Here is a 23,772-nt window from a genome sequence, read left to right as displayed (position 1 = left end):
GCCGGAGACAACGACCACCACCACCGACGCCGATCGAGGAGGCGGAAGCGATGAGAGTCGCGAGCGACGAGGACTTCAACCGGCTGCCGGCCCACGTGTGGCCGAAGACCGCCACCCGCGGACCCGGCGGCGAGGTGACCATCGGCGGGGTGGGGCTCACCGAGCTGGTCGAGCGCTACGGCAGCCCGCTGTTCGTCATCGACGAGGAGGACTTCCGCCACCGGATGCGCGCCATGGCCGACGCGTTCGGCGGGGAGCACAACGTCCACTACGCGGCGAAGGCGTTCCTCACCGCGGGCATCGTGCGCTGGGTCGACGAGGAGGGCCTGAGCCTCGATGTCGCCTCCGTCGAGGAGCTCGCCGTGGCGCTCGCGGCGGGCTTCCCCGCCGAGCGGATCACCGCGCACGGCAACAACAAGACCGAGGAGTTCTTGGAGCTCATCGTGGGCTCGCGGGTCGGGCAGGTCGTCGTCGACTCCTTCGAGGAGATCGACCGGCTCTCCCGCGCGGCGAAGCGGGCCGGGGTGCAGCAGGCCGCGCTCGTGCGCGTCACCCCCGGGGTTGAGGCCCACACGCATGAGTTCATCGCCACCTCCCACGAGGACCAGAAGTTCGGCTTCTCGCTGGCCGCGGGCGACGGGCTTAAGGCGGCGCGCCGCGTCGTCGACGCCGAGCCGCTCACCCTGGTCGGCCTGCACTGCCACGTCGGCTCGCAGGTCTTCGACGCCGACGGCTTCTCGCTCGCCGCGGAGCGCGTGCTCGGCCTCTACCGGCAGCTCGTCGAGGAGTACACCCCAAGGCACCGCTCGTTCGCCGACACGTTCAACGTCCTCGACTTAGGCGGCGGCTACGGGATCGCCTACCTGCCCGAGGAGCGGCCTCTCGACGTCGCGGCGGTGGCGCGCGACCTGCTCGCCGCCGTCGCGGAGACCGCCGCCGACATCGGCGTCGCCCCGCCCAGGGTCATGGTCGAGCCGGGCCGCGCGATCGCGGGGCCGACGACGGTGACCGCCTACCGGGTCGGCACGGTCAAGGAGGTGCCCGTCGCAGATGGCGAGTGGCGCCGCTACCTCGCCGTCGACGGGGGCATGAGCGACAACATCCGGCCTGCGCTCTACGGCGCGAAGTACGACGCGCGCGTCGTCAACCGAGAGCTTTCCGGCGAGCCGGTCGCCACGAGGGTCGTGGGCTCGCACTGCGAGTCCGGCGACATCCTCGTTGGCGACGCAGCGATCCCCGCCGACGCGACGAGCGGGGACGTCGTCGCGCTCGCCGCGACGGGCGCGTACTGCTACGCGATGGCGAGCAACTACAACGCCGTCGGCAAGCCGGCGGTCGTCTCCGTTAAGGACGGGGAGGTCAGCCTCCACGCCCGCCGGCAGACCGTCGCCGACCTCCTCGAGCTCCAGGGGCTCACGCCCCCGGACGGCGGCTGGGGTGTGGGGGGGCCTCGGCGCCGCGGGGCTGTGAACCGCTTGGTCTACAATCAGTGGCGGCGCCGCGCGCCGCGGGAACCTTAACGAGACCCCCGCCCCGGCCGCGGCCGAGCGTCAAGGGGAACCACCAACGACAACCGCGAGGTGAACTTCGGAGAGATGACGAGCAGCGAGAACAACAAGCCCGTGGGCGTGGCCATCCTCGGCCTCGGGACCGTCGGCAGCCAGGTGCTGCGCCTCCTCGGCGAGCACGAGACCGACTTCACCGCCCGCATCGGCGGCGAGGTGCAGGTGCGCGGCGTCGCCGTCTCAGACGCGTCCAAGCCCCGCGAGGGCGTCGACCCGAGTCTCATCATCGACAAGCCCGAGGAGCTCATCGACCGCGAGGACGTCGACATCGTCGTCGAGGTCATCGGCGGCATCGACTACCCCCGCGAGCTCGTGCTCCGCGCGCTGAGGGCCGGCAAGTCGGTCGTCACCGCGAACAAGGCGCTCGTCGCCGCCCACGCCGCGGAGCTCTCCGCCGCCGCGGACGAGGCCGGCGTCGACCTCTTCTACGAGGCCGCCGTCGCCGCCGCCGTGCCCGTGGTCGGCATGCTGCGCCGCTCGCTCGCGGGCGACAAGATCGTGCGCATCTCCGGGATCGTCAACGGCACGACGAACTTCGTGCTCGATGCGATGGACTCCACCGGCGCGAGCTACGAGGACGCGCTCGCCGAGGCCACCCGGCTCGGCTACGCGGAGGCCGACCCCACCGCCGACGTCGAGGGCCACGACGCCGCCTCCAAGGCCGCGATCATGGCCGCGCTCGGCTTCCACAGCCGCGTCACCTTCGACGACGTCCACTGCGAGGGCATCACCGGTATTACCGCCGCCGACATCTCCGCCGCGAAGGAGGCCGGCCAGACCATCAAGCTGCTCTCCATCTGCGAGCGCATCGTGGACGAGGACGGCCGCGAGGCGATCTCCGCGCGCGTGCACCCCACGCTCGTCGACCGCTCCCACCCGCTCGCCTCAGTGAGCGAGTCCTACAACGCGATCTTCGTCGAGTCCGAGGCCGCCGGGCAGCTCATGTTCTACGGCAACGGCGCCGGCGGCAACCCCACCGCCTCCGCGGTGCTCGGCGACTTGGTCGGCGCGGCGCGCAACAAGGTCCACGGCGGCCGTGCGCCCGGCGAGTCCACCTACGCCGACCTCCCCGTCGCGGACTTCGGGCAGGTCACCACCCGCCGCCAGATCGACATGACCGTCCGCGACCGCGCCGGCGTGCTCGCCGTGATCTCGCAGACCTTCTCCGAGCACGGCATCTCCCTGCAGACCGTGCGCCAGGAGGCCGCCGAGAACGGCGCCCGCCTCATCGTCGTCACCCACGCCGCCCGCGAGCACGAGATCGCCGAGACCATCGACGCGCTCGGCGGGGACGACGAGGTCCTCTCCGTCGACAGCGTCATCCGCCTGGCCGACTAGCAACGGGCCCGCCGCCGGCGGGTAGCATGAGGGCGCACCAACGTGGCCCCGGGCCGAAGTGAGAACCGACACCCGGGGCCACGACCGTGAGAACCAACCCTCGCGGGCGCGCCCCACAGGCGGCACGACGAGCCGGGGCCGCCCGCTAGACGCAACTGCGAAAGGCGGCCTTGAATGGCGACTGCGCCCCGGGAACTGCCGGTGGGGCGGCGGGCGACGGTGACCGTGCCCGGCTCCTCGGCGAACCTCGGCCCCGGCTTCGACACCGTGGGGCTCGCGCTCGATATCACCGACACCGTCGCCGTCGAGGTGACGGCCTCGGGGCTCGAGGTCCTCATCGACGGCGAAGGCGCCGACGACCTGCCCCGCGACGAGAGCCACCTCGTCGTGCGCGCGCTGCGCGCCGGGCTCGAGGCCGCCGGCGTGAGCGCCCCGGGGCTGCGCGTCGAGTGCCGAAACGTCATCCCCCAGTCGCGGGGCCTGGGCTCCTCGGCGGCCGCCGCGGCCGCCGGGGTGCTTGCCGCGAACGCTCTTTCCGGCGGCGCCCTCGACGAGGCGGCGCTCGTGCAGCTCGCCTCCGCGTTCGAGGGGCACCCCGACAACGCCGCGGCCAGCGTGCTCGGCGGGGCGGTCGTGTCGTGGACCGCGGAGTCCGGCCGCGGGGAGCCCGCCTTCCGCGCGGTGTCCCTGCCCGTCGACCCGGCGATCGCCGCCACCGCGTTCGTGCCGGGATTCCACGCCTCGACCAAGGCGGTGCGCCGCGTGCTGCCCGAGACGGTGCCCAGGGCCGACGCGGTGTTCAACGTGTCGCGCTCCGCGCTGCTCGCGGTGGCGCTGCAGTCGCGCCCCGACCTGCTCATGGAGGCGACCCGCGACCGGCTTCACCAGGGCTACCGCGCCGAGGTGCTGCCCCTAAGCCTCGCGTGGGTGCGCCGCCTGCGCGAGGCGGGGCATGCGGCGTACCTCTCCGGGGCGGGGCCGACCGTCCTCGCGCTCGGTACCGAGCCCGTCGAGGATTCGCTCGTCGAGGAGGCCCGCGGCGCGGGCTTCAGCGTTAAGCGCCTCGCCGTCGCCGGCGCCCCCACCGCGCGCGTCGAGGCCGCCGACGGCGCCGCGCAGCGCGGCTAAGCAGCCCGGACGCGGAAGCGCCCCTCCCGCCGGCAATCCGCCGGGGGAGGGGCGCCTCGTCGTCCCCGGCGGGATGGCAAATGGATCGGGCTACTGCTGCTCGTCGTCGTCCTCGTCGAGGGCGCGGCGCGGCGCGGGCCCGAGCGCGATGATCTCGAACTCGCCGCGGGCAAGCCTGGCGCGCAGGTCCTTCTTGTCGTACTTGTTCACCGAGGTCTGGTCGATGCGCTCAACGAAGGCCCAGTACTCGGGGATCATCCAGCCCGGCAGGTGGGCGCGCAGCTCGTCTCTCAAGCCCTCCGCGGTCTGGGCGGTGGGCTCGTTGTCGCCGCGCAGCACGGTGATCGCCAGGGGCCGCTCGCCCCACGTGTCGTCGGGGTAGCCGATGACGGCGACTTCGGCGACGCGCTCGTCGGCGAGGATGAAGTTCTCCAGCTGGACCGAGGAGATCCACTCCCCGCCGGAGCTGATGAGGTCGCGGGCGCGGTCCTGGATCGCCAAGAACCCGTCCCTCGTCACCGAGCCGACGTCGCCGGTGCGCAGCCAGCCGTCGTCCGCGAAGCGCTGCGAGCCGTCGTCTGTCGGGTCGTCCTCGGCGGGGCCCTGGGAGGGGAGGTAGAAGCCCGCGACGTGGGGACCGGCGATCTGGATCTCGCCCTCGTTGTGCTCGGAGCGGCCGAGCACCTCCCCGTGGTTGACGACCCGGTAGCCCACCAGCGGGCTAAACCGCCCCTGGGTGGTGCGGTACGACCACGCCGCCTCGCTATCGGCGTCCTCCGGCGGGCGGGCGACCGTCGCGGCGATACCCGTCTCGGTCATGCCCCACACCTGGATGACGTCGACGCCGTGGTTCTCCTCCCACGCGCGGATGAGCGCGGGCGGCACCACCGAGCCGCCGCAGAAGATCTCCTTAAGAGGCATGTCCTCAATGGGGTGCTCGCGCAGGTAGCCGAGCAGCTGCGTCCAGATCACCGGCACGCCGTGCGCCGCCCGGGGCCTCGCGTAGTCGATGACCGCGGCGAGCTTCTCCGGGCTCACGTCGCCGTTGGCGAGCACCAGCGGGGTGCCGGCGACGAGCGCGGCGTAGGGCACGCCCCACGACAGCGAGTGGTAGAGCGGCACCGCAAGAAGAAAAGGCCCTCTCGTGGAGAGCCCCATCGAGTTCGCCGCCATGAGGCTCAAGGACTGCAGGCAGATCGCGCGGTGCGAGTAGGCCACGCCCTTAGGTTTCCCGCCGGTGCCGGTGGAATAACACAGCGCCGCCGCGGCCTTCTCGTCCGTCTCAAGCCACGGGTAGTCGGTGCGCTTCCCGTCAAGCAACGCCTCGAGCGAGTGGCCGGCGACGGACTCGGGGAGCTCGCCGGCGGGCCCGTCGATGGCGGCCTCCCCGGTGAACGCGACGGCGCGGACCGCCGGGCACTCGTGAAGCACCTCGCCGAGCCTGGGGGCGAGCCTCGGGTCGGCGACGACGACCTCGCAGCCGGAGTGGTCGATGGTGTGGGCGATCTGCTCGCTATCGAGGTGCCGGTTGATGGGGGTAAACACCGCCCCCATCGAGGGCACCGCGACCATCGCCTCGAGGTGCTCCGAGCAGTTGAACATGAAGGTGCCCACCCGGTCGCCGACGCCCACGCCGAGCTCCTCGCTTAGCGCGTGCGCGAGCGCCCCCGCGCGCGCTGCGATCGCCCGAAACGTCGTGCGCTCGACCGTTCCCTCCGCGAGCGTCGTCACCGGCGTGGCGCCAAAGACCCTCGAGGCGTAGCGCAGGATGCCCGGCACGGTCAGCGGCGTCTCCTGCATCGTCGCATGCATGACCGCCAGCCTAGACCGAGCCGCCCGCGCGCGGGGCGGCGGTGTTGGCGCGCCCCGGTGGGTTGGCTACACTCGGGAGCCACGTGGAATCGTGGGGCGACGCGCGCGTCGCCCGCGAGGACCGGCCGACCACCCGGAAACCGACGCGCTCCCGGGCCCCTCGCCCCGCCGTCCGGCGGGGTCGGGGGATGACAGGCCGGCGCCGCGCCCCGCCCGCCGACGCGCCGGCGGCCGCACCCGCCCAGCCCGGGCAGCGACCTAGATTGAGGCTTTAGATCTAGCGCCCGCGCCCGGCCCGCGCGGAATCGCGACCGAAAAGCGACCGCGGATGCCGCTTGTACGGGGCCCACCAGCGCGGGCACAACGAGAGTGCCCGCCGGGCCCGCCGGCGTTGAGGCGGCCATTCCACCCGCACGCCCGCGCGAGCGCGGGACGCTACCAGGCCCGGGCGGTTTTCCGCCCTTCCCTCCGCCCGCCACAGGGGAGGAGAGCGCCGCCCCGGGCCGGCCGGAGCGGCTGTAGTACCTCAATATCTGTAGCCCTCCGCCGGGCCCCGGTCAGCGCCGTGCCGTGCTTGCTACCCCCCTTGCTAAGGAAAGGACATCCGTGACCACACCGGATAGCGCCGCGCCCGGCGTCGCCCAGCAGGACATCGCGAGCCTGCGCATCCCCGAGCTCAAGAAGATCGCCGCCGACCTGGGTCTCAAGGGCTTAAGCGGGATGCGCAAGGCCGACCTCGTCTCCGCGATCACGGAGCGCTCCGAGCGCGGCGTCCCGCCGAAGAACGCCGCCGCGCTGAAGAACGCCACGGGGCCGAAGGACCGGCCCGCGAAGGGCGGCGACGCCAAGGCCGATAACGCGGAGGGCGGCGCGAAGCGCCCCGAGAAGGACGACGCCGCGCCCCGCGGTGAGCGCCCCGCGGAGGAGAAGGCCGGCGAGCGCCGCGGCGAGGGCGGCCGCCCGGAGGGCGAGAAGCGCCCCGAGCGCGACGCCGAGGACGACGCGAAGGACCAGAACCGCGGCGAGGGTGACGGCCGCGGCCGCGAGGGCGGCCGGGAGTCCGGGCGCTACGAGTCTCGCGCGGCGGCGCGCCGGGCGCGCCGGCAGCGGCTGCGCCAGCACCAGGGCGAGGACTCCGGCCGCGAGGGCGGCAATGACGACGGCTCCGAGAACGGCTCCGGCGAGGGCGAGGAGCGCGGCCGCGGCGGCCGGGACGGCGGCAATAACAACAGCAACGACGAGAAGCGGGGCCACCGCGGCTCGCGCGGCGGGCGCGGCCGGGGCCGCGGCCGCGACAAGTCCGGCAAGAACCGCGACAACAACAACGGCAATAACGGCAACAACAACGGCGGCGGCGAGCAGCGCGGCAAGGACAACGACAAGGGCAAGGACCACGGCAACGGCGGGGGCGATCTCCAGGCCGTGGCGGGCATCCTCGACGTCGTCGACAAGAACATCGCGTTCGTGCGCACCACCGGCTACCACGCCGCGCCGGCCGACGTGTTCGTCGGCCAGCAGCTCATCAAACGCTTCGACCTGCGCAAGGGCGACGCGATCACCGGCCAGGTCAAGGTCGGCGGCGGCGGCGGAAACCACGGCCAGGGCCGCCGGCACGGGCGCAACAAGCAGAAGTACAACAACCTCGTCCGGGTCGACACCGTCAACGGCAAGACCGTCGACGAGATCAAGGGCCGCCCGAAGTTCGGGAACCTCACCCCGCTCTACCCGAACCAGCGGCTGCGCTTAGAGACGACGCCGAAGCTCATCACCACGCGCGTCATCGACCTCATCATGCCGATCGGCAAGGGGCAGCGCGCGCTCATCGTCTCCCCGCCGAAGGCCGGCAAGACGACGATGCTGAAGAACGTCGCGAACGCCATCGCGACGAACAACCCGGAGTGCTACCTCATGGTCGTCCTCGTCGACGAGCGGCCCGAGGAGGTCACCGACATGGAGCGCTCCATCGACGGGGAGGTCATCGCCTCGACGTTCGACCGCCCGCCGAGCGAGCACGCCGCCGTCGCGGAGCTCGCCATCGAGCGCGCGAAGCGGCTCGTCGAGCAGGGCCAGGACGTCGTCGTGCTCCTCGACTCGATCACTCGGCTCGGGCGCGCCTACAACAACTCCTCGCCGGCCTCGGGCCGGATCCTGTCGGGCGGCGTGGACTCTAACGCGCTCTACCCGCCGAAGCGCTTCCTCGGCGCCGCCCGCAACATCGAGAACGGCGGCTCGCTCTCCATCATCGCGACCGCGATGGTCGAGACGGGCTCCGCGGGCGACACCGTCATCTTCGAGGAGTTCAAGGGCACCGGCAACGCCGAGCTCAAGCTCGATAGGCGGATCTCCGAGCGGCGCGTGTTCCCTGCCGTGGACGTCGGCCCGTCGGGCACCCGCAAGGACGAGCTGCTGCTCGCCCCCGAGGAGGCGCGCATCGTCCACCAGCTGCGGCGTAAGCTGGCCGCCGTCGACAACCAGCAGGCGATCGAGCTGCTCATCCGGCAGCTGAAGAAGACGAAGTCGAACGGCGAGTTCCTCATGCAGATCGCGTCGTCTGGTGCGATCCTTCAGGGCGAGGACGAGGAGGAGTATTCCTAAACCATGAGCGATCAGGAAACCGCCGTCGGCGACATCCTCGCCGAGTACGAGGGCCTCGAGCAGCAGATGGCCGACCCCGAGGTCCTAGGCGACCAGAAGCTCTTCCGCTCCGTCTCGAAGCGCTACGCGCAGCTCCAGCCGAAGGTCGCGGTCATCAAGGACCTTCAGCAGACCCGCGCGGACCTCGCGGACGCCAAGGAGATGGCCTACGAGGACCACGAGTTCCAGCAGGAGGCCGACCGGCTTGCCGATCGCGAGATCGAGCTCGAGGAGAAGCTCGCCGACCTGCTCGCGCCGCGCGACGAGCACGACGCCGACGACATCATCATGGAGGTCAAGGCCGGCGCGGGCGGCGAGGAGGCCGCTCTCTTCGCGGGCGACCTCGTGCGGATGTACGAGAAGTTCGCGGAGAAGTCCGGCTTCACCTACGAGGTTCTCGGCATCACCGAGTCCGACCTCGGCGGCGTCAAGGACATCACCTTGTCTTTCAAGTCGAAGAAGCCCGGCCCGGACGGCGCGTGGAGCGTGTTCAAGTTTGAGGGCGGCGTCCACCGCGTGCAGCGCGTGCCGGTGACCGAGTCGCAGGGCCGTATCCAGACCTCGGCCGCGGGCGTGCTCGTCTACCCCGAGCCCGAGGAGATCGGCGAGGTGGAGATCGCCGACAAGGACATCCGCGTCGACGTCTACCGCTCGTCCGGCAAGGGCGGCCAGGGCGTGAACACCACCGACTCGGCGGTGCGCATCACCCACCTGCCCACCGGGCTCGTCGTCACGTGTCAGAAGGAGCGCTCCCAGATCCAGAACCGGGCGCGCGCCCTGCAGGTGCTCGCCGCGAGGCTCCAGCAGATCCGCGAGGAGGAGGCCGAGGCCGAGCACGCCTCCGACCGGCACGCCCAGGTGCGCACCATGGACCGCTCTGAGCGGATCCGCACGTACAACTGGCCGGAGAACCGCATCACCGACCACCGCGTCGGCTTCAAGGCCAACAACCTCGACCAGGTCCTCGACGGGGAGCTCTCCGACGTGATTAGCGCCCTGCAGGCCAAGGAGCGCCAGGAGCGCCTCGAGGCGGCCCAGTAGTGCTTCTCGTCGAGGCGCTGCGCGAGGCCGCCGCCCGCCTCGGCGGGGCCGGCGTCGACCGCCCCGAGGTCGACGCCCGGCTCATCGCCGGCGATCTGTTGGGCTGCCCGCCGCTCGAGGTGGGGCTGCGCGGCCGCGAGGAGTGCGACGCCTCGTTCCTCGAGCGCTACCGGGCTCTTATCGAGCGCCGTGCCACCCGCGAGCCGCTGCACTACATCCTCGGCGCCGCGCCGTTCGGTGCGGGCGAGCTCAAGGTCGGGGAGGGGGTGTTCATTCCCCGGCCCGAGACCGAGATCCTCGCCGACCGGGCCGCCCGGCTCCTCGCCGACAAGAAGAGTCCCGTCGCCGTCGACCTGTGCGCCGGCGCGGGATCTCTTGCGACCTACCTCGCCCGCGAGGTCGAGGGCGCGAGCGTCCACGCCGTCGAGGCCGACCCGAAGGCCGTGCCGTGGCTGAGGCGCAACGCCGAGCCGCTGGGGGTGGAGTGCCACGAGGGCGACGCGCGCGACGCCGGCGTCCTCTCCGAGCTGCGCGGCGCGGTCGACGTCGTCGTCGCCAACCCGCCGTACGTGCCCGACGGGGCCGAGGTCGCCCCCGAGGTGCGCTTCGACCCCGACGTCGCCGTCTACGGCGGTCCCACCGGGGTGGAGTTCACCGCCCGGCTCCTGCCCGTGGCGCTGGGCCTGCTCAAACCCGGCGGGTGGTTCGGCGTCGAGCACGATGACACCACCGCCGAGGCGACCCGCGTGCTGCTTAAGGAGGCCGGCTTCGTCGAGGTCGGCACATTGCGCGACCTCGCCGGGCGGGAGCGCTTCGCCGTCGGCCGCCGGCCCGAGGAGCCGGGCGACTAGACTCGCCGGGAAGATACGGCCGCCGTCCGAGCCCGCATAAGCGGGCTCCGGTGGCGGCACCGGGACGCGAGACGACAGAGGGGAAGAGGACAAGCCTCATGGGCGCGATTCTCAGCTGCGCGGAGGAGCGCGAGCGCCGCCGCAGCCTCGAGGTGGCCATCGACGCGGTGCGCGACGGCAAGCTCGTCGTCACCCCGACCGACACGCTCTACGGGATCGGCGCGGACGCCTTCAACCGGCAGGCCGTCGCCGACCTGCTCGCCGCGAAGCGGCGCGGGCCCGACTACCCGGTCCCCGTGCTCGTCGGCTCGTGGTCGACGATCGCGGGGCTGGTCAGCCGCCAGACCGACGAGATGACCGCGCTGGTCAAGGCGTTCTGGCCGGGCGGGCTCTCCCTCGTCGTCGAGCAGGCGCCCTCCCTGCCGTGGGACCTAGGCGACTCGCGCGGCACCGTCATGCTGCGCATGCCCAACCACCCGGTCGCCCTCCAGCTGCTGCGCGAGGTGGGGCCCATGGCGGTCTCCTCGGCGAACCTCCACGGCCAGCAGCCGCCCACCTCGGCGCAGGCGGCCCGCCAGCAGCTCGGCGACGCCGTCGAGGTCTACCTCGACGCCGGCCCCGCGCAGCTCGGGGAGGCCTCGACGATCGTCGACCTGGCCCACGGGCGCCCGCGCGTGCTGCGCGCCGGCGCGGTGGCCACCGCCGACGTCGCCCGGGTCCTCGGCGTGGCCGCCGAGGAGCTCGAGCGGGATTAGGATTTCGGTCCTCGGCGCGGCAGCAGGCGCGCGCGTGGAGACACCCAGCGGGGGAGGGGAGGTGACAAACCCGTGACCGGGATCGGCGGGGCCGGGGTGCCCCTGCGCGAGATCGCACTCGTCGTGCTCGTCGCGGCGACGTTCACGTTCCTCATCACCGGGCTGGTGCGCTACGCGATGATGCGGCTCGGCTGGATCGCCGAGATCCGCAAGCGCGATGTGCACACCCAGCCCACCCCGCGGATGGGCGGGGTTGCGATGTTCGTCGGCTTCTTGGCGGCGATCTTCCTCGCCCAGCAGCTGCCCGCGCTCACCCGCGGGTTCATGCCGCTCACCCCGGAGATGAGCGCCGTTCTCGCCGCAGGCATCGTCATCGTCATCGTCGGCGTGCTCGACGACCTCTTCGAGCTCGACGCGATCACCAAGCTCATCGGCCAGGTCCTCGGCGCGGTGGTGATGAGCCTGCTTGGCTTGAGCTGGACGCTCGTGTACTTCCCCTTCGGGGAAGGAACGACCATCGTCCTCGACCAGGTGCAGTCCACGGTGATCACCACGGTGTTCACCGTCATGCTCATCAACGCCATCAACTTCGTCGACGGGCTCGACGGGCTGGCCGCGGGGCTGGGCATGATCGCCGGCGGCGCGATCCTCGTCTACTCGCTCACCGTGCTCCACGACCAGGGCGGCACCGTCTCGGCCTACCCGCCGGCGATGATCGCCGCCGCGCTCGTGGGCGTGTGCCTGGGCTTTTTGCCGCACAACTTCGAGCCCTCGCGGATCTTCATGGGGGATTCCGGCTCGATGTTCATCGGGCTCCTGCTCGCCGCGGCGTCGACCTCGGCGTCGGGGAAGATCAACATGTCCCTCTACGGCACCGCCGACATCGTCGCGCTCATGAGCCCGCTCTTCGTCGTGCTCGCCGCGATCGCCGTGCCCGTGCTCGACCTCGTGCTCGCCGTCGTGCGCCGGCTGGCGAAGGGCCGCTCGCCGTTCTCCGCGGACCGGCTCCACCTCCACCACAGGCTGCTCTCCTTAGGCCACACGCATCGGCGCACCGTGCTCGTGCTCTACCTGTGGGTCTCCGTGGTGGCGTTCGGGGCGGTGTCGTTTTCCATCGTGCCGCCGCTCTACGCGATCTCCGGCACTCTTATCGCCTTCCTCGTCGCCGCCGTCGCGACCCTCATCCCGCTGCGGGAGGGCAAGCTCGGCCGCCACGCCGCGCCCGCGGCCGCCCGCCCGCCGCGGGGTGCCGCCCCGGCCGGGCGGCACCGCCGGGGCTAGCCAGCCCAGGCGGTAGGGTGGAGGGCCGTGACTGAGAACAACACCGACGGGCGCGGCGCCGGCGGCGACGAGGCCCAGCCCAAGCCGACGCTCAAGGACTTCGGCCGCGGCACGCGGCCGCTGAAGCGGGCGCTCATCTTCGGGGCGCTCACGCTCGTCCCCGTGTGGGCGGCGTGCCTGGCGGCCTTCTGGTACGCCGACGGCACCCCCGGGGCGTGGGGCGCGCTCATCGGCGGGCTGATCGGCGGCGGCTACATCCTGCTCACCGCGGTGACCGTGCTGCTCGCCGGGCGCGGCGCGCTCGAGTTCCTGCCGCTGCTCGTGCTCGGCGGCTTCCTCATCAAGATCGTGCTCGTCATCATCGCCTTCGCGGTGCTTTCGAGGATGGAGTTCTACACCGACCTCTCGCTCGCGGTGACGACCATCGTGTGCCTCGTCATCGTGCTCGCCGCGGAGCTCTTCGGCGCGGCGCGCACCCGCACCCCGATCGTCAGCTGACCGAAAAGGAGCCCGGGTGTCGGCCGCCCTAGCGAGCGGCGGAAGCGTTGTCATCCCGGGCGCCGAAACCCGCCCCGGTCGGGCCGCTAAAACCCGCGCTGAGGGCGGGTTTTCACGCAGGTGAGGGGCGTGAATATCGGTTCGGGGAGAGATTCGTATGACAACATCAAGCGAACTGTTAGACTGAGCGCTGGGTGAGCGCTTGACGGCCCGCCCGCCTGGCGTGCCGCGGATCCGCGGCACGTGCTGGGCGGGGCCTTTGTGGAAAGGGTCGGCTGGCGTTCTGTCACCTGAAGCGGCCGCGCCGATGGATGTGCGACGGAGTCCTGGCCGGCCGTTCCTTTTCACCAACGCAAACCAATCGACGTCCATCGCACCGCTGGCCTGGCCGTGGAAACGGCGGCCCGCGGCCCTACCGTGGGAGAGAACGCTGAGCGTGACAACACTGAGCATGAAGGGTGAGTTCCACGAGCCCGATCTCGACTCAGAGATTTTCCCAGGGGAAGAGTACGGTCACATCCTCTTCGACGACGTCGCCGGAGGGTGGTTCGCGCTCGATCGCTTGATGCTCGTCCGCATCTTGATGGCGGCCGTGCTGGTGATCTTCTTTGTCGTCGCCATGCGCAACCCGAAGGTGGTTCCGCGTGGCGTCCAGAACGTCGCCGAGATCATTCTCGACTTCGTGCGGGTGAACATCGTCGAGAGCACGCTGGGGAAGAAGGAGGGCAAGCGGTTCTTCCCGCTCATCGCCATCATCTTCGTCACCGTCCTGGCGCTGAACCTGTCCACGGTCATTCCGGGGCTCAACGTCTCCTCGAACGCGCGCATCGGCATGCCGATCGTGCTGGCGATCACCGGCTACGTCGCGATGATTTACGCGGGCGCGAAGCGATACGGGTTCTTCAAGTACCTGAAGTCCTCGATCGTCGTGCCCAACGTGCCGTGGGTGCTGCACATCATGCTGGTGCCCATCGAGATCCTCTCGACGTTCATCGTCCGCCCGGTCACGCTGGCCATTCGTCTCATGGCGAACATGCTGGCCGGCCACCTGATCCTCGTCCTGCTGTTTTCCGCCACGAACTTCTTCTTCTGGCAGCTCAACGGCTGGACGGCGCTCTCGGGCGTGACGGTGCTCGCCGGGGTGGTCTTCACCGCGTTCGAGCTGTTCATCGTCGGCCTGCAGGCGTACATCTTCGCCCTGCTGGTCTCGGTGTACATCGACCTGTCACTGCACGCGGACGAGCACTAGGGGACCGACCCCGGTTCCCTGGCGGCCTTCCGACCCCTCATACTCCCCAACCACACACTCGCCCGACCCGGCCCGCAGACACCAAAAGGGCTAGGGCGGGAGGCACAGAAAGGTATTCGCTTTCATGAACGACATCATTCTTGCGCAGGCTGACACCCTCGCCGAGGCCCCCCAGCTCGGCGCCGTGGGCTACGGCATCGCCACCATCGGCCCCGGCATCGGTATCGGTATCCTCGCCGGCAAGGCCATGGAGTCGATGGCGCGCCAGCCCGAGATGGCCGGCCGCATCTCCACCACGATGTTCATCGCCCTGGGTATGGTCGAGGCGCTCGCGCTCATCGGCATCGTCGCCGGCTTCCTGTTCTAAGGGAAGCGCCAGGGACACCAAGAAGCGAAGGACTAGAGACACATGCACACAGTCATCACTCTGGCGGCGGAGAGCGAGGAGCTCCCCCTCGAGGGCGGCCCCTCGATCCTGCTGCCGACGAACTATGACCTGTTCTGGTCCGCCGTCGTCTTCGTCATCCTCGCGCTGATCCTGTGGAAGCTCGTCCTCCCGAAGTTCCAGGAGGTCCTCGCCGAGCGGCGGGAGAAGATTCAGGGCGGCATCGAGCGCGCCGAGGCCGCTCAGGCCGAGGCCAAGGCCGCGCTGGAGAAGTACAACGCCCAGCTCTCCGACGCCCGCGCCGAGGCCGCCGAGATCCGCGAGCAGGCGCGCGAGCGCGGCAAGCAGATCGAGACGGAGATGAAGGACAAGGCCGACGAGGAGGCCCGCCGCATCGTCGAGTCCGGCGAGAAGCAGCTGGCCGCCTCCCGCGAGCAGGTCGTCGGCGAGCTTCGCCGCGAGCTGGGCGACAACTCGATCAAGCTCGCCGAGGCGCTCCTCGGCGGGGAGCTCTCCGCGGAGACGAAGCGCTCCGGGACGATCGACTCGTTCCTCTCTGACCTGGATGGGGCCTCTACGACGAAGGCGGGACAGTGACGCAGTTGCGGGCAGCAAGCCGCGAGGCGCTCGAGGCGGCCTCGCGAGGGCTAGACGACGTGCTGGCGGCCTCCTCCGACAAGGAGGCCGCGGGGCTTCGCCTCGGCTCCGAGCTCTTCGAGCTCGCCGAGTTCCTCGACGGGCACCGCAGCCTTAGGGTCGCGGTCGCCGACTCCGACCGCGGGGTCGAGGAGCGCTTCGAGCTCGTCCGCTCGCTCATCGGGGGCCAGCTCTCCGAGGAGACCCTAAAGGTCGTTCGGTCCGCGCTCGAGCGGGCCTGGTCGACCCCGAGGGAGCTGCGCGAGGGCATCGTCGCGCTCGGCCGCCGCGCGCTGTTCACCGGCGCGAAGGAGCAGGGCGTGCTCAAGACCGTCGAGGACCAGCTCGTCGACTTCGGCGAGATCCTCGGCCGCGAGCCCGAGCTGCAGATGGCGCTCTCGGACCGGGCGCAGCCCGCGGCGAAGCGCCGCGAGCTCGTCGCGAACCTCCTCTACGGCAAGGCCACCGCGGTCGCCGAGGCGCTCATCCTCCAGGTCGTCGGCCGCCCCGAGCGCGGCACCATCGACGACGTCGACGCGCTCGCCGGCGCGGCCGCGGAGTTTAGCGGCCGCCGGGTCGCGAAGGTCGCCTCGGCCGCGAAGTTGAGCGACGAGCAGCGCGAGCGGCTCGCCCAGTCGCTCAAGCGGCTCTACGGCCAGGAGGTCTCGCTCCACGAGAGGGTCGACGAGTCCCTCCTCGGCGGCGCGACCGTCCGGGTCGGCGACGAGCTCATCGACGGGTCGCTGCGCGGCCGGATCGAGCGGCTGAAGAGCAGGGTCGCCTAGCGGCGGGGCGGCGCGCGCCGCCCGGCGGGCCCGCGGGCGCCGCCACACACAAGACGTACTTTGCAGGTTAGAAACGAGAGCAGGAAATAATGGCGGAGCTTTCGATCTCCTCAGACGAGATCCGTAGCGCGTTAGCGAACTACACCTCCAGCTTCTCCACCGAGGCCTCCCGCGAGGAGGTCGGCGTGGTGGTTTCTGCTGCCGACGGTATCGCCCAGGTTTCGGGGCTGCCGTCCGTGATGGCCAATGAGCTGCTCACCTTCCCGGGTGGCATCATCGGCGTCGCGCAGAACCTCGACACCGACTCCATCGGCGTCGTGATTCTCGGCAGCTTCGAGAAGCTCAAGGAGGGCGACGAGGTCAAGCGCACCGGAGAGGTCCTCTCCGTGCCGGTCGGCGACGACTTCCTCGGCCGCGTCATCAACCCCCTCGGCGAGCCCATCGACGGGCTCGGCGAGATCTCCTCAGACGAGAACCGCGTCCTCGAGCTGCAGGCGCCCTCGGTCCTGCAGCGCCAGCCGGTCCACGAGCCGATGCAGACGGGCATCAAGGCCATCGACGCGATGACGCCGATCGGCCGCGGCCAGCGCCAGCTCATCATCGGCGACCGCAAGACCGGTAAGACCGCGGTGTGCATCGACACCATCCTCAACCAGAAGGCCAACTGGGAGTCCGGCGACAAGGACAAGCAGGTCCGCTGCATCTACGTCGCCATCGGCCAGAAGGGCTCGACGATCGCCCAGGTGCGCCAGACCCTCGAGGACAACGGCGCGCTGGACTACACGACCATCGTCGCGGCCCCGGCGTCCGACTCGGCCGGCTTCAAGTGGCTCGCGCCGTTCTCCGGCGCGGCGCTCGGCCAGCACTGGATGTACCAGGGCAACCACGTCCTCATCATCTACGACGACCTCACCAAGCAGGCCGAGGCGTACCGCTCGATCTCGCTGCTGCTTCGCCGCCCGCCGGGACGCGAGGCCTACCCGGGCGACGTCTTCTACCTCCACTCGCGGCTCCTGGAGCGCGCCGCGAAGCTCTCCGACGAGGAGGGCAAGGGCTCGATGACGGCGCTGCCGATCATCGAGACGAAGGCGAACGACGTCGGCGCGTTCATCCCGACCAACGTCATCTCCATTACCGACGGCCAGGTGTACCTCGAGGACGACCTGTTCAACCAGGGCGTGCGCCCCGCGGTCAACGTCGGTATCTCCGTCTCCCGCGTCGGCGGCGACGCGCAGACCAAGGGGATGAAGAAGGTCGCCGGTAACCTGCGCCTCGACCTCGCGGCCTACCGCGACCTCGAGTCCTTCGCGGCGTTCGCCTCCGACCTGGACAAGACCTCGAAGCGCCAGCTCGCCCGCGGCGAGCGGCTCGTCGAGCTGCTCAAGCAGCCGGAGAGCTCCCCGCAGACGGTCGACTACCAGATGGTGTCCATCTTCCTCGCCAACGAGGGCGTCTTCGACGACGTCCCGGTCGAGGACGTCCGCCGCTTCGAGGCGGAGGTGCAGGACTCGCTGCGCAGCGACCACCCCGAGCTCTTCGAGGAGATCTCGGACGGCAAGCAGCTCTCCGACGAGCAGAAGGAGACGCTGCGCGAGGGCGCGAAGAAGTTCGCCGAGACCTTCCGCACCTCCGAGGGCGAGACGCTGGGCGAGGAGCCCACCGAGGCCCTCGACGAGTCGGCGATCAAGTCGACCAACCTGTCCGGCTCCAAGAAGTCCGAGGACTAGGAGAGGACAGCGACAATGCACCAGTCCAGCGAGACCCAGGAAGGAGGAGTGACGCATGGCTACGCTGCGTGAGCTGCGCGACCGCATTAGGTCGGTGAGCTCGACGAAGCAGATCACCAAGGCCCAGGAGATGATCGCGACCTCGCGAATCACCAAGGCCCAGCAGCGCGTCGAGGCGGCGGCCCCGTACGCCGACGAGCTGCTGCGCGTCGTCGAGCGGCTCGCCCGCGAGTCGACGCTCGACAACGACATGCTGCGCCAGCGCGAGGACGCGAAGGTCGCGGCGGTGCTCGTGGTGACCTCCGACCGCGGGATGTGCGGCGGCTACAACAACAGCGTGCTGAAGAAGGCCACCGCGCTGTCGAAGCTTCTGCGCGACAAGGGCTACGAGGTTGACTACTACGTCGCCGGGGACAAGGGGATCAACTACTACCGGTTCCGCGACATCCCCGTCGTCGCGACGTGGAGCGGCTTCTCCCAGGAGCCGACGTGGGAGTCGACGAGCGGGCTCATCGGGCACCTCGTGCGCGGCTTCCAGGCCGGCTCCGAGGAGACCGTCACCCACCCGAACGACAAGTCGGCAGAGGTCCGCGGCTTCGACCAGCTGCACGTCGTCTACACGGAGTTCGTCTCCATGCTCGAGCAGAAGCCCCGCGTGCAGCAGGTGCTTCCGCTTGAGCCGGTCTTCGACGACGACGATGACATCGACGCGGGGCTCAAGACCGCCGATGAGGACTCCGACGGCGCGTCGGCGAACTACGAGTTCGAGCCCGACGCCCAGACCCTCCTCGACGAGCTTCTGCCCAAGTACGTCGCCCGCAGCCTGTTTTCCATGTTCCTCGAGGCCTCCGCCGCGGAGTCCGCCTCCAGGCGCACGGCGATGAAGAACGCGACCGACAACGCCTCCGAGCTGGTCGAGGACCTCGGCCGGGAGGCGAACCAGGCGCGCCAGGCTCAGATTACGCAGGAAATCTCGGAGATCGTCGGTGGCGCTGGCGCGCTCGCCGGCAGCGGAGAAAGTGATTAAGTTATGACTACAGCTCTCAGCGAGCAGGACTCGCGCGAGGACGGCCAGAACACGGCCGGCCGCGTCGCGCGCGTGACCGGCGCTGTCGTCGACGTGGAGTTCCCGCGCGGCGCCGCGCCGGCCCTGAACAACGCCCTGACCGTCGAGGTCGAGCACAAGGACGTCGCCAAGACGATCACCCTCGAGGTCGCCCAGCACCTGGGCGACAACCTCGTGCGGACGATCTCCATGGCGCCGACCGACGGGCTCGTCCGCGGCCAGACCGTCACCGACACCGGCAAGCCGATCTCGGTGCCCGTCGGCGACGTCGTCAAGGGCCACGTCTTCAACGCCCTCGGCGACTGCCTGGACGAGCCGGGCCTCGGCCGCGACGGCGAGCAGTGGGGCATCCACCGCAACCCGCCGGCCTTCGACAACCTCGAGGGCAAGACCGAGATTCTCGAGACCGGCATCAAGGTCATCGACCTGCTCACCCCGTACGTCAAGGGCGGCAAGGTCGGCCTGTTCGGCGGCGCCGGCGTGGGCAAGACGGTCCTCATCCAGGAGATGATCACCCGTATCGCCCGCGAGTTCTCCGGCACGTCGGTCTTCGCCGGCGTCGGCGAGCGCACCCGTGAGGGCACGGACCTCTTCCTCGAGATGGAGGAGATGGGCGTGCTCCAGGACACCGCCCTTGTCTTCGGCCAGATGGACGAGCCGCCGGGAGTTCGCATGCGCGTGGCGCTCTCGGGGCTGACGATGGCGGAGTACTTCCGCGACGTGCAGGACCAGGACGTCCTGCTCTTCATCGACAACATCTTCCGCTTCACGCAGGCGGGCTCCGAGGTCTCCACGCTGCTCGGCCGCATGCCGTCCGCGGTGGGCTACCAGCCGACCCTGGCCGACGAGATGGGCGAGCTCCAGGAGCGCATCACCTCGACGAAGGGCCGCTCGATCACCTCGCTGCAGGCCGTCTACGTGCCGGCGGACGACTACACCGACCCGGCCCCGGCGACGACCTTCGCGCACCTCGACGCGACGACCGAGCTCGACCGCTCGATCGCCTCGAAGGGCATCTACCCGGCGGTGAACCCGCTGAGCTCCTCGTCGAACATCCTCCAGCCGGGGATCGTCGGCGAGCACCACTACGAGGTCGCGCAGCGCGTCATCGGGATCCTCCAGAAGAACAAGGAGCTCCAGGACATCATCGCCATCCTCGGCATGGACGAGCTCTCCGAGGAGGACAAGGTCACCGTCCAGCGGGCGCGCCGCATCGAGCGCTTCCTCGGCCAGAACTTCTTCGTCGCGCAGAAGTTCACCGGGCTCGAGGGCTCGTACGTGCCGCTCAAGGACACGATCGACGCGTTCGAGCGGATCTGCAACGGCGAGTTCGACCACTACCCGGAGATGGCCTTCGACGGCCTGGGTGGCCTCGACGACGTCGAGGAGAAGTACAAGCAGATGACGGAGAACGACGATGCCTAAGATCACCGTTGAACTGGTCGCCGTGGACCACATGCTGTGGTCCGGCGAGGCCGAGAGCCTCGTCGCGGAGACCACCGAGGGTGAGATTGGGATCCTTCCCGGCCACGAGCCGCTGCTCGGCCAGCTCGTCGACAACGGGATCGTCGTCATTCGCCCCGCCGAGGGCGAGCCGAAGGTCGCCGCCGTGCAGGGCGGCTTCCTCTCCGTGTCGCAGGAGAAGACGACGGTGCTCGCGGACTTCGCGGTCTGGGCCGACGAGGTGGATGAGGCGAAGGCGGAGGAGGACCTCTCCTCCGACGACGAGCTCACCCAGGCGCGCGCGACCGCGGGGCTGAAGGCCCTGCGCCGCGCGGCGAGCGTCGGGGCGCGCTAGCGCTCCTTAACCGCGCCGATAAAGGCCGGCGCCCCGCCACCGGCGGTCCCGCTCCGACGGGCCGCCTCGGGCGGGGCGCCGGCCTTTCTTTTCCGCCCGGGAGGCGCTCAGTGCCCGCCCAGCGACCTGCCAGGACGCTGGCCGCGGACTTGGCCCCGGCTGGGCCTGGCCGGTAGGATGCCACCATTAATCGTTCCCGTTCGGATAGAGGGGATCTCGATGCTGGCGGTTCTAGGCTGGGTGCTGGTCGGCCTCCTCGTGGCCGCCGCGATCCTCGCGCTCGTGCGCTTCGTGGGGCTGCGCTCCCGCGGCGTGCAGGTCATCCTGCGCCGCCTGCCGGCGAGCGGGAACCACGGCTGGCGACACGGCATCATGCGCTACAAGGGCGATCACATCGCCTTCTACATGGTGCGGTCTGTATCGCCCATGGCCGACGCGGTGTTCCGCCGCAGCGACATGCGCCTCGTGGGGCGGCGTGAGCCGTCGCCCCGCGAGGCTTCTTTTATGGCCGACGGGCTCACCATCGTCGAGTTCGTCATCGGCCAGACCCGCCGCGAGGTGGGCCTCGACTTCGCCGGCGACATGGCGCTGACCACGTGGCTCGAGTCGAAGCCCGACAACCGCACCCAGCGCCCCGACGTGAAGAAGCTCGTCGACCACATCACGCGCGCCCGCCGCCGCCCGGGGCGGACCCGCTAGAAGCGGGGCGGCTAGGCTGGGCGACCATGCGTGTTCTCCTCGCCCGCTGCACCGTCGACTACCGGGGCCGCCTCGATGCGCACCTGCCGAGCGCGCCCCGGCTCGTGCTTCTTAAGGCCGACGGGTCGGTCTCCATCCACGCCGACGATCGGGCCTACAAGCCGCTGAACTGGATGTCGCCGCCGTGCACCCTCACCGAGACCGAGGGCATCGCCGGCGACCCAGGCGTCGAAGAGGAGGAGATCGAGGACCCCGCCGAGGGCGCGTGCACGTGGCTCGTGGAGAACCCCAAGGGCGAGACCCTGACGATCTTCCTCGAGGAGATCTTCCACGATTTGAGCTTCGACCTCGGGGTCGACCCGGGGCTCACCAAGGACGGGGTGGAGGCCCACCTGCAGAAGCTGCTCGCCGAGCAGATCGACACGCTCGGCGAGGGCTACCAGCTCGTGCGCCGCGAGTACCCCACCCCGATCGGGCCGGTCGACATCCTGTGCACCGACGCGGCCGACGCGACCGTCGCCGTGGAGATCAAGCGCCGCGGGGAGATCGACGGCGTCGAGCAGCTCACCCGGTATGTGGAGCTGCTCAACCGGGACCCGGTACTCGCCCCGGTGACGGGGGTCTTCGCCGCCCAGGAGATCAAGCCGCAGGCCCGCACGCTCGCCGAGGACCGCGGGATCCGCTGCGTGGTCCTCGACTACCGGGCGCTCAAGGGCGAAGAGTCGAAGGAGTTGAGGTTGTTCTGATGCCGCGTCGCCACCGCCGCAAGCCGACCAGCCTGCCGCCCCTACCCAGTGACGGGGCGGTGTTCTACGGCACGGAGCGCCAGCCGGGGCCTGGCTGGGACCGCGAGGAGACCTACCTCGTGCGCCGGGTGGGCCGCGACCGGGCGAAGAAGTACTACCTGTGCCCGGGCTGCAACCAGAACGTCGTGCCCGGCGAGCGCCACGTCGTCGCCTGGCCGGAGACCGCCGGGCACCGCGGGGAGGACCGCCGCCACTGGCACGCGAGCTGCTGGGACCGCCGCTAGGATGGGCGGCATGCTCCTCGCGTTTTCCGTCGCCCCCACGGAGACCCCCGACTCGCGGGCGGAGATGTCCGCCGCCGTCGCCGAGGCCGTGCGCGTCGTGCGCGCCTCGGGGCTGCCGAACGAGACGAACGCGATGTTCACCCTCGTCGAGGGCGAGTGGGACGAGGTCTTCGACGTCGTACGCCGCGCCACCGAGGCCGTCGAGCGCGTCGCCCCCAGGGCCTCCCTGGTGATCAAGGCGGACATCCGGCCCGGGGCGAAGGATCAGCTGCACAACAAGGTGCGCTCGGTCGAGCGCCGGCTGAGCGGCGACGAGACCTAAAGGCGAACAAGGAGAGCCGGCCCCGTCAGGCGGGACCGGACGCGAGGCGAGCCACGCGCGCCCGCGGCTGCACCCCGGGCGGCCCGCCCGGGATAGAGGCTTGCGGGCCCGCGGGCGCCGCTTAATAGAAACCGATCAACGCGGAGACAAGCAGGAAGGGTCAGAAGGAGAAGCGATGGCAGCAACCAGCGGTGGGATGGACCTCTCCGGGCTCAAGGCCCAGGCCGAGGCGAGGCGCGACGAGCCGGGCCAGCCCGGCGGGGGAGCGGCGCAGCGCCCCGGCGGGGCCGCCAACGAGGTGAGCCCCGTCGTCGAGGTCACGGCCCAGAACTTCGAGGCCGAGGTCGTTCGGCGCTCGGTGCAGGTGCCGATCGTGCTCCAGGTCGGCAGCGAGCGCAGCGATGACTCGGAGAGCCTGCGCCGCACGCTCGGGGAGCTCGCCCGCGAGGCGAAGCTTAAGTTCATCTACGCGCACGCCGACGCCGATAAGGCCCCCGAGATCGCCCAGGCCCTGGGCGTCCGGGCGGTGCCCACGGTCGTGGCGCTCGCGGCGGGCCGGCCGCTGACCACCTTCCAGGGCTCCCAGCCCAAGGAGGAGCTTCAGCGCTGGGTGGACGCGCTCGTCAGCCAGATCGGCGGGCAGCTCCAGGGGCTCCCCGAGGGCACCGTGCCCGCCGGCGACGCGCCGGCCGAGCCCGAGCGCGACCCCCGCCTCGTCGCCGCGGAGGAGAAGCTCTCCGGCGGGGACTTCGACGGCGCGATCGCCGACTACGACAAGATCCTCGCCTCCGAGCCGCGCAACGAGGAGGCCCAGCAGGCCCGCGACGCGGCGCGGCTGCTCAAGCGCCAGTCGGAGAACGCCGACGGGGACCCCATCGCCCGCGCCGACGAGGAGCCGGGCGATATCGACCTGCAGTTCGCCGCCGCCGACGCGGAGGTCGCCGCCGGCACCCCGGAGCGCGCCTTTGACCGGCTTCTAGGCCTCATCCCGAGCCTCGGCGGGGAGGAGAAGTCCAAGGTTCGCGAGCGCCTCGTGGAGCTCTTCTCCCTCTTCGACGCCGCCGACGAGCGGGTCTTGGCCGCCCGCCGCCGGCTCGCGAACTCCCTGTACTAGACCTCAGAGCGGGCCGCGTTGGGCCCGCTTGCCGGCGCCCCGGGGATTCAGCCCCGGG

General features: G+C 70.7%; 23 protein-coding genes. 22 read left to right on the top strand and 1 reads right to left on the bottom strand.

The window, feature by feature from the left end:
- Positions 1 to 50 precede the first annotated feature (50 nt).
- From lysA to thrB, 3 genes are all read left to right on the top strand, one after another.
- Positions 51 to 1,520: a diaminopimelate decarboxylase gene (lysA, locus tag HMPREF9719_RS04620; protein WP_004600813.1), complete on the top strand. Its 1,470-nt coding sequence runs from the start codon at positions 51 to 53 to the stop codon at positions 1,518 to 1,520.
- A 75-nt stretch (positions 1,521 to 1,595) separates the two neighbouring features.
- Positions 1,596 to 2,903 carry a homoserine dehydrogenase gene (locus HMPREF9719_RS04615; protein WP_004600812.1) on the top strand — a complete coding sequence of 436 codons (1,308 nt, stop codon included), beginning with the start codon at positions 1,596 to 1,598 and terminating at the stop codon, positions 2,901 to 2,903.
- 174 nt (positions 2,904 to 3,077) lie between these two features.
- Positions 3,078 to 4,031, top strand: a complete 954-nt coding sequence (thrB, locus tag HMPREF9719_RS04610) for a homoserine kinase (protein ID WP_004600811.1) — start codon at positions 3,078 to 3,080, stop codon at positions 4,029 to 4,031.
- Between the two features lie 90 nt (positions 4,032 to 4,121).
- Here the strand turns inward: thrB and HMPREF9719_RS04605 are convergent, their stop codons facing one another.
- Entirely contained in the window at positions 4,122 to 5,843 is a 1,722-nt protein-coding gene (locus HMPREF9719_RS04605) for an AMP-binding protein (protein WP_004600810.1), read from the bottom strand.
- A 606-nt stretch (positions 5,844 to 6,449) separates the two neighbouring features.
- Between HMPREF9719_RS04605 and rho the strand changes: the two genes are divergently transcribed.
- The 19 genes from rho to HMPREF9719_RS04510 all read left to right on the top strand — a co-directional run bounded on the left by rho (position 6,450) and on the right by HMPREF9719_RS04510 (position 23,714).
- The gene (gene rho, locus HMPREF9719_RS04600) at positions 6,450 to 8,438 is read left to right on the top strand and encodes a transcription termination factor Rho (protein ID WP_004600809.1); all 1,989 of its coding nucleotides are present in this window, start codon (positions 6,450 to 6,452) and stop codon (positions 8,436 to 8,438) included.
- 3 nt (positions 8,439 to 8,441) lie between these two features.
- Positions 8,442 to 9,518: a peptide chain release factor 1 gene (gene prfA / locus HMPREF9719_RS04595; protein WP_004600808.1), complete on the top strand. Its 1,077-nt coding sequence runs from the start codon at positions 8,442 to 8,444 to the stop codon at positions 9,516 to 9,518.
- Entirely contained in the window at positions 9,518 to 10,369 is an 852-nt protein-coding gene (prmC, locus tag HMPREF9719_RS04590) for a peptide chain release factor N(5)-glutamine methyltransferase (RefSeq protein WP_004600807.1), read from the top strand. The genes prfA and prmC overlap by 1 nt, the downstream gene beginning before the upstream one ends.
- Before the next feature lie 98 nt (positions 10,370 to 10,467).
- Positions 10,468 to 11,124 (top strand): L-threonylcarbamoyladenylate synthase, encoded by a 657-nt coding sequence (locus HMPREF9719_RS04585; RefSeq protein ID WP_004600806.1) that lies wholly within the window; start codon positions 10,468 to 10,470, stop codon positions 11,122 to 11,124.
- Between the two features lie 72 nt (positions 11,125 to 11,196).
- Positions 11,197 to 12,405 (top strand): MraY family glycosyltransferase, encoded by a 1,209-nt coding sequence (locus tag HMPREF9719_RS04580; RefSeq protein ID WP_004600805.1) that lies wholly within the window; start codon positions 11,197 to 11,199, stop codon positions 12,403 to 12,405.
- 27 nt (positions 12,406 to 12,432) lie between these two features.
- A complete protein-coding gene (locus HMPREF9719_RS04575; RefSeq protein WP_004600804.1) occupies positions 12,433 to 12,903 on the top strand; it encodes a hypothetical protein in 471 nt (156 codons plus the stop codon).
- Between the two features lie 451 nt (positions 12,904 to 13,354).
- A complete protein-coding gene (gene atpB, locus HMPREF9719_RS04570) occupies positions 13,355 to 14,152 on the top strand; it encodes a F0F1 ATP synthase subunit A (protein ID WP_004600803.1) in 798 nt (265 codons plus the stop codon).
- Positions 14,153 to 14,276: 124 nt separating this feature from the next.
- Positions 14,277 to 14,519: an ATP synthase F0 subunit C gene (locus HMPREF9719_RS04565; protein ID WP_004600802.1), complete on the top strand. Its 243-nt coding sequence runs from the start codon at positions 14,277 to 14,279 to the stop codon at positions 14,517 to 14,519.
- Between the two features lie 42 nt (positions 14,520 to 14,561).
- Positions 14,562 to 15,134 carry a F0F1 ATP synthase subunit B gene (locus tag HMPREF9719_RS04560; protein ID WP_004600801.1) on the top strand — a complete coding sequence of 191 codons (573 nt, stop codon included), beginning with the start codon at positions 14,562 to 14,564 and terminating at the stop codon, positions 15,132 to 15,134.
- A 5-nt stretch (positions 15,135 to 15,139) separates the two neighbouring features.
- Positions 15,140 to 15,958 (top strand): F0F1 ATP synthase subunit delta, encoded by an 819-nt coding sequence (locus HMPREF9719_RS04555; protein WP_038075576.1) that lies wholly within the window; start codon positions 15,140 to 15,142, stop codon positions 15,956 to 15,958.
- An 89-nt stretch (positions 15,959 to 16,047) separates the two neighbouring features.
- The gene (gene atpA, locus HMPREF9719_RS04550) at positions 16,048 to 17,685 is read left to right on the top strand and encodes a F0F1 ATP synthase subunit alpha (RefSeq protein WP_004600799.1); all 1,638 of its coding nucleotides are present in this window, start codon (positions 16,048 to 16,050) and stop codon (positions 17,683 to 17,685) included.
- 55 nt (positions 17,686 to 17,740) lie between these two features.
- Positions 17,741 to 18,712: a F0F1 ATP synthase subunit gamma gene (locus HMPREF9719_RS04545; protein WP_004600798.1), complete on the top strand. Its 972-nt coding sequence runs from the start codon at positions 17,741 to 17,743 to the stop codon at positions 18,710 to 18,712.
- A 3-nt stretch (positions 18,713 to 18,715) separates the two neighbouring features.
- Positions 18,716 to 20,176 carry a F0F1 ATP synthase subunit beta gene (atpD, locus tag HMPREF9719_RS04540; protein ID WP_004600797.1) on the top strand — a complete coding sequence of 487 codons (1,461 nt, stop codon included), beginning with the start codon at positions 18,716 to 18,718 and terminating at the stop codon, positions 20,174 to 20,176.
- The gene (locus HMPREF9719_RS04535; RefSeq protein WP_004600796.1) at positions 20,169 to 20,549 is read left to right on the top strand and encodes a F0F1 ATP synthase subunit epsilon; all 381 of its coding nucleotides are present in this window, start codon (positions 20,169 to 20,171) and stop codon (positions 20,547 to 20,549) included. Before atpD ends, HMPREF9719_RS04535 begins: the two co-directional genes overlap by 8 nt.
- Positions 20,550 to 20,768: 219 nt before the next feature.
- Positions 20,769 to 21,248 carry a DUF2550 domain-containing protein gene (locus HMPREF9719_RS04530; protein ID WP_004600795.1) on the top strand — a complete coding sequence of 160 codons (480 nt, stop codon included), beginning with the start codon at positions 20,769 to 20,771 and terminating at the stop codon, positions 21,246 to 21,248.
- A 26-nt stretch (positions 21,249 to 21,274) separates the two neighbouring features.
- A complete protein-coding gene (gene nucS / locus HMPREF9719_RS04525) occupies positions 21,275 to 21,994 on the top strand; it encodes an endonuclease NucS (protein ID WP_004600794.1) in 720 nt (239 codons plus the stop codon).
- Positions 21,994 to 22,278 carry a hypothetical protein gene (locus HMPREF9719_RS04520; protein ID WP_004600793.1) on the top strand — a complete coding sequence of 95 codons (285 nt, stop codon included), beginning with the start codon at positions 21,994 to 21,996 and terminating at the stop codon, positions 22,276 to 22,278. Before nucS ends, HMPREF9719_RS04520 begins: the two co-directional genes overlap by 1 nt.
- Positions 22,279 to 22,288: 10 nt before the next feature.
- Positions 22,289 to 22,600, top strand: coding sequence for a thiamine-binding protein (locus HMPREF9719_RS04515; RefSeq protein ID WP_004600792.1), 312 nt, complete (start codon positions 22,289 to 22,291; stop codon positions 22,598 to 22,600).
- A 175-nt stretch (positions 22,601 to 22,775) separates the two neighbouring features.
- Positions 22,776 to 23,714: a tetratricopeptide repeat protein gene (locus HMPREF9719_RS04510; protein WP_004600791.1), complete on the top strand. Its 939-nt coding sequence runs from the start codon at positions 22,776 to 22,778 to the stop codon at positions 23,712 to 23,714.
- Positions 23,715 to 23,772: the final 58 nt, after the last annotated feature.

It is taken from the genome of Corynebacterium otitidis ATCC 51513, assembly GCF_000296405.1.
GTDB classification, from domain to species: Bacteria; Actinomycetota; Actinomycetes; order Mycobacteriales; family Mycobacteriaceae; genus Corynebacterium; species Corynebacterium otitidis.
Note: the sequence above shows the minus strand (reverse complement) of the source record. Positions and strands in the feature narration are given on the sequence as shown.

Coding starts and splice junctions, on each gene's coding strand:
- lysA (WP_004600813.1), top strand. CDS start 51: ATGAGAGTCGCGAGCGACGAGGACTTCAACCGGCTGCCGGCCCACGTG.
- HMPREF9719_RS04615 (WP_004600812.1), top strand. CDS start 1,596: ATGACGAGCAGCGAGAACAACAAGCCCGTGGGCGTGGCCATCCTCGGC.
- thrB (WP_004600811.1), top strand. CDS start 3,078: ATGGCGACTGCGCCCCGGGAACTGCCGGTGGGGCGGCGGGCGACGGTG.
- HMPREF9719_RS04605 (WP_004600810.1), bottom strand. CDS start 5,843: ATGCATGCGACGATGCAGGAGACGCCGCTGACCGTGCCGGGCATCCTG.
- prfA (WP_004600808.1), top strand. CDS start 8,442: ATGAGCGATCAGGAAACCGCCGTCGGCGACATCCTCGCCGAGTACGAG.
- HMPREF9719_RS04585 (WP_004600806.1), top strand. CDS start 10,468: ATGGGCGCGATTCTCAGCTGCGCGGAGGAGCGCGAGCGCCGCCGCAGC.
- atpB (WP_004600803.1), top strand. CDS start 13,355: ATGAAGGGTGAGTTCCACGAGCCCGATCTCGACTCAGAGATTTTCCCA.
- HMPREF9719_RS04565 (WP_004600802.1), top strand. CDS start 14,277: ATGAACGACATCATTCTTGCGCAGGCTGACACCCTCGCCGAGGCCCCC.
- HMPREF9719_RS04560 (WP_004600801.1), top strand. CDS start 14,562: ATGCACACAGTCATCACTCTGGCGGCGGAGAGCGAGGAGCTCCCCCTC.
- atpA (WP_004600799.1), top strand. CDS start 16,048: ATGGCGGAGCTTTCGATCTCCTCAGACGAGATCCGTAGCGCGTTAGCG.
- HMPREF9719_RS04545 (WP_004600798.1), top strand. CDS start 17,741: ATGGCTACGCTGCGTGAGCTGCGCGACCGCATTAGGTCGGTGAGCTCG.
- atpD (WP_004600797.1), top strand. CDS start 18,716: ATGACTACAGCTCTCAGCGAGCAGGACTCGCGCGAGGACGGCCAGAAC.
- HMPREF9719_RS04535 (WP_004600796.1), top strand. CDS start 20,169: ATGCCTAAGATCACCGTTGAACTGGTCGCCGTGGACCACATGCTGTGG.
- HMPREF9719_RS04530 (WP_004600795.1), top strand. CDS start 20,769: ATGCTGGCGGTTCTAGGCTGGGTGCTGGTCGGCCTCCTCGTGGCCGCC.
- nucS (WP_004600794.1), top strand. CDS start 21,275: ATGCGTGTTCTCCTCGCCCGCTGCACCGTCGACTACCGGGGCCGCCTC.
- HMPREF9719_RS04520 (WP_004600793.1), top strand. CDS start 21,994: ATGCCGCGTCGCCACCGCCGCAAGCCGACCAGCCTGCCGCCCCTACCC.
- HMPREF9719_RS04515 (WP_004600792.1), top strand. CDS start 22,289: ATGCTCCTCGCGTTTTCCGTCGCCCCCACGGAGACCCCCGACTCGCGG.
- HMPREF9719_RS04510 (WP_004600791.1), top strand. CDS start 22,776: ATGGCAGCAACCAGCGGTGGGATGGACCTCTCCGGGCTCAAGGCCCAG.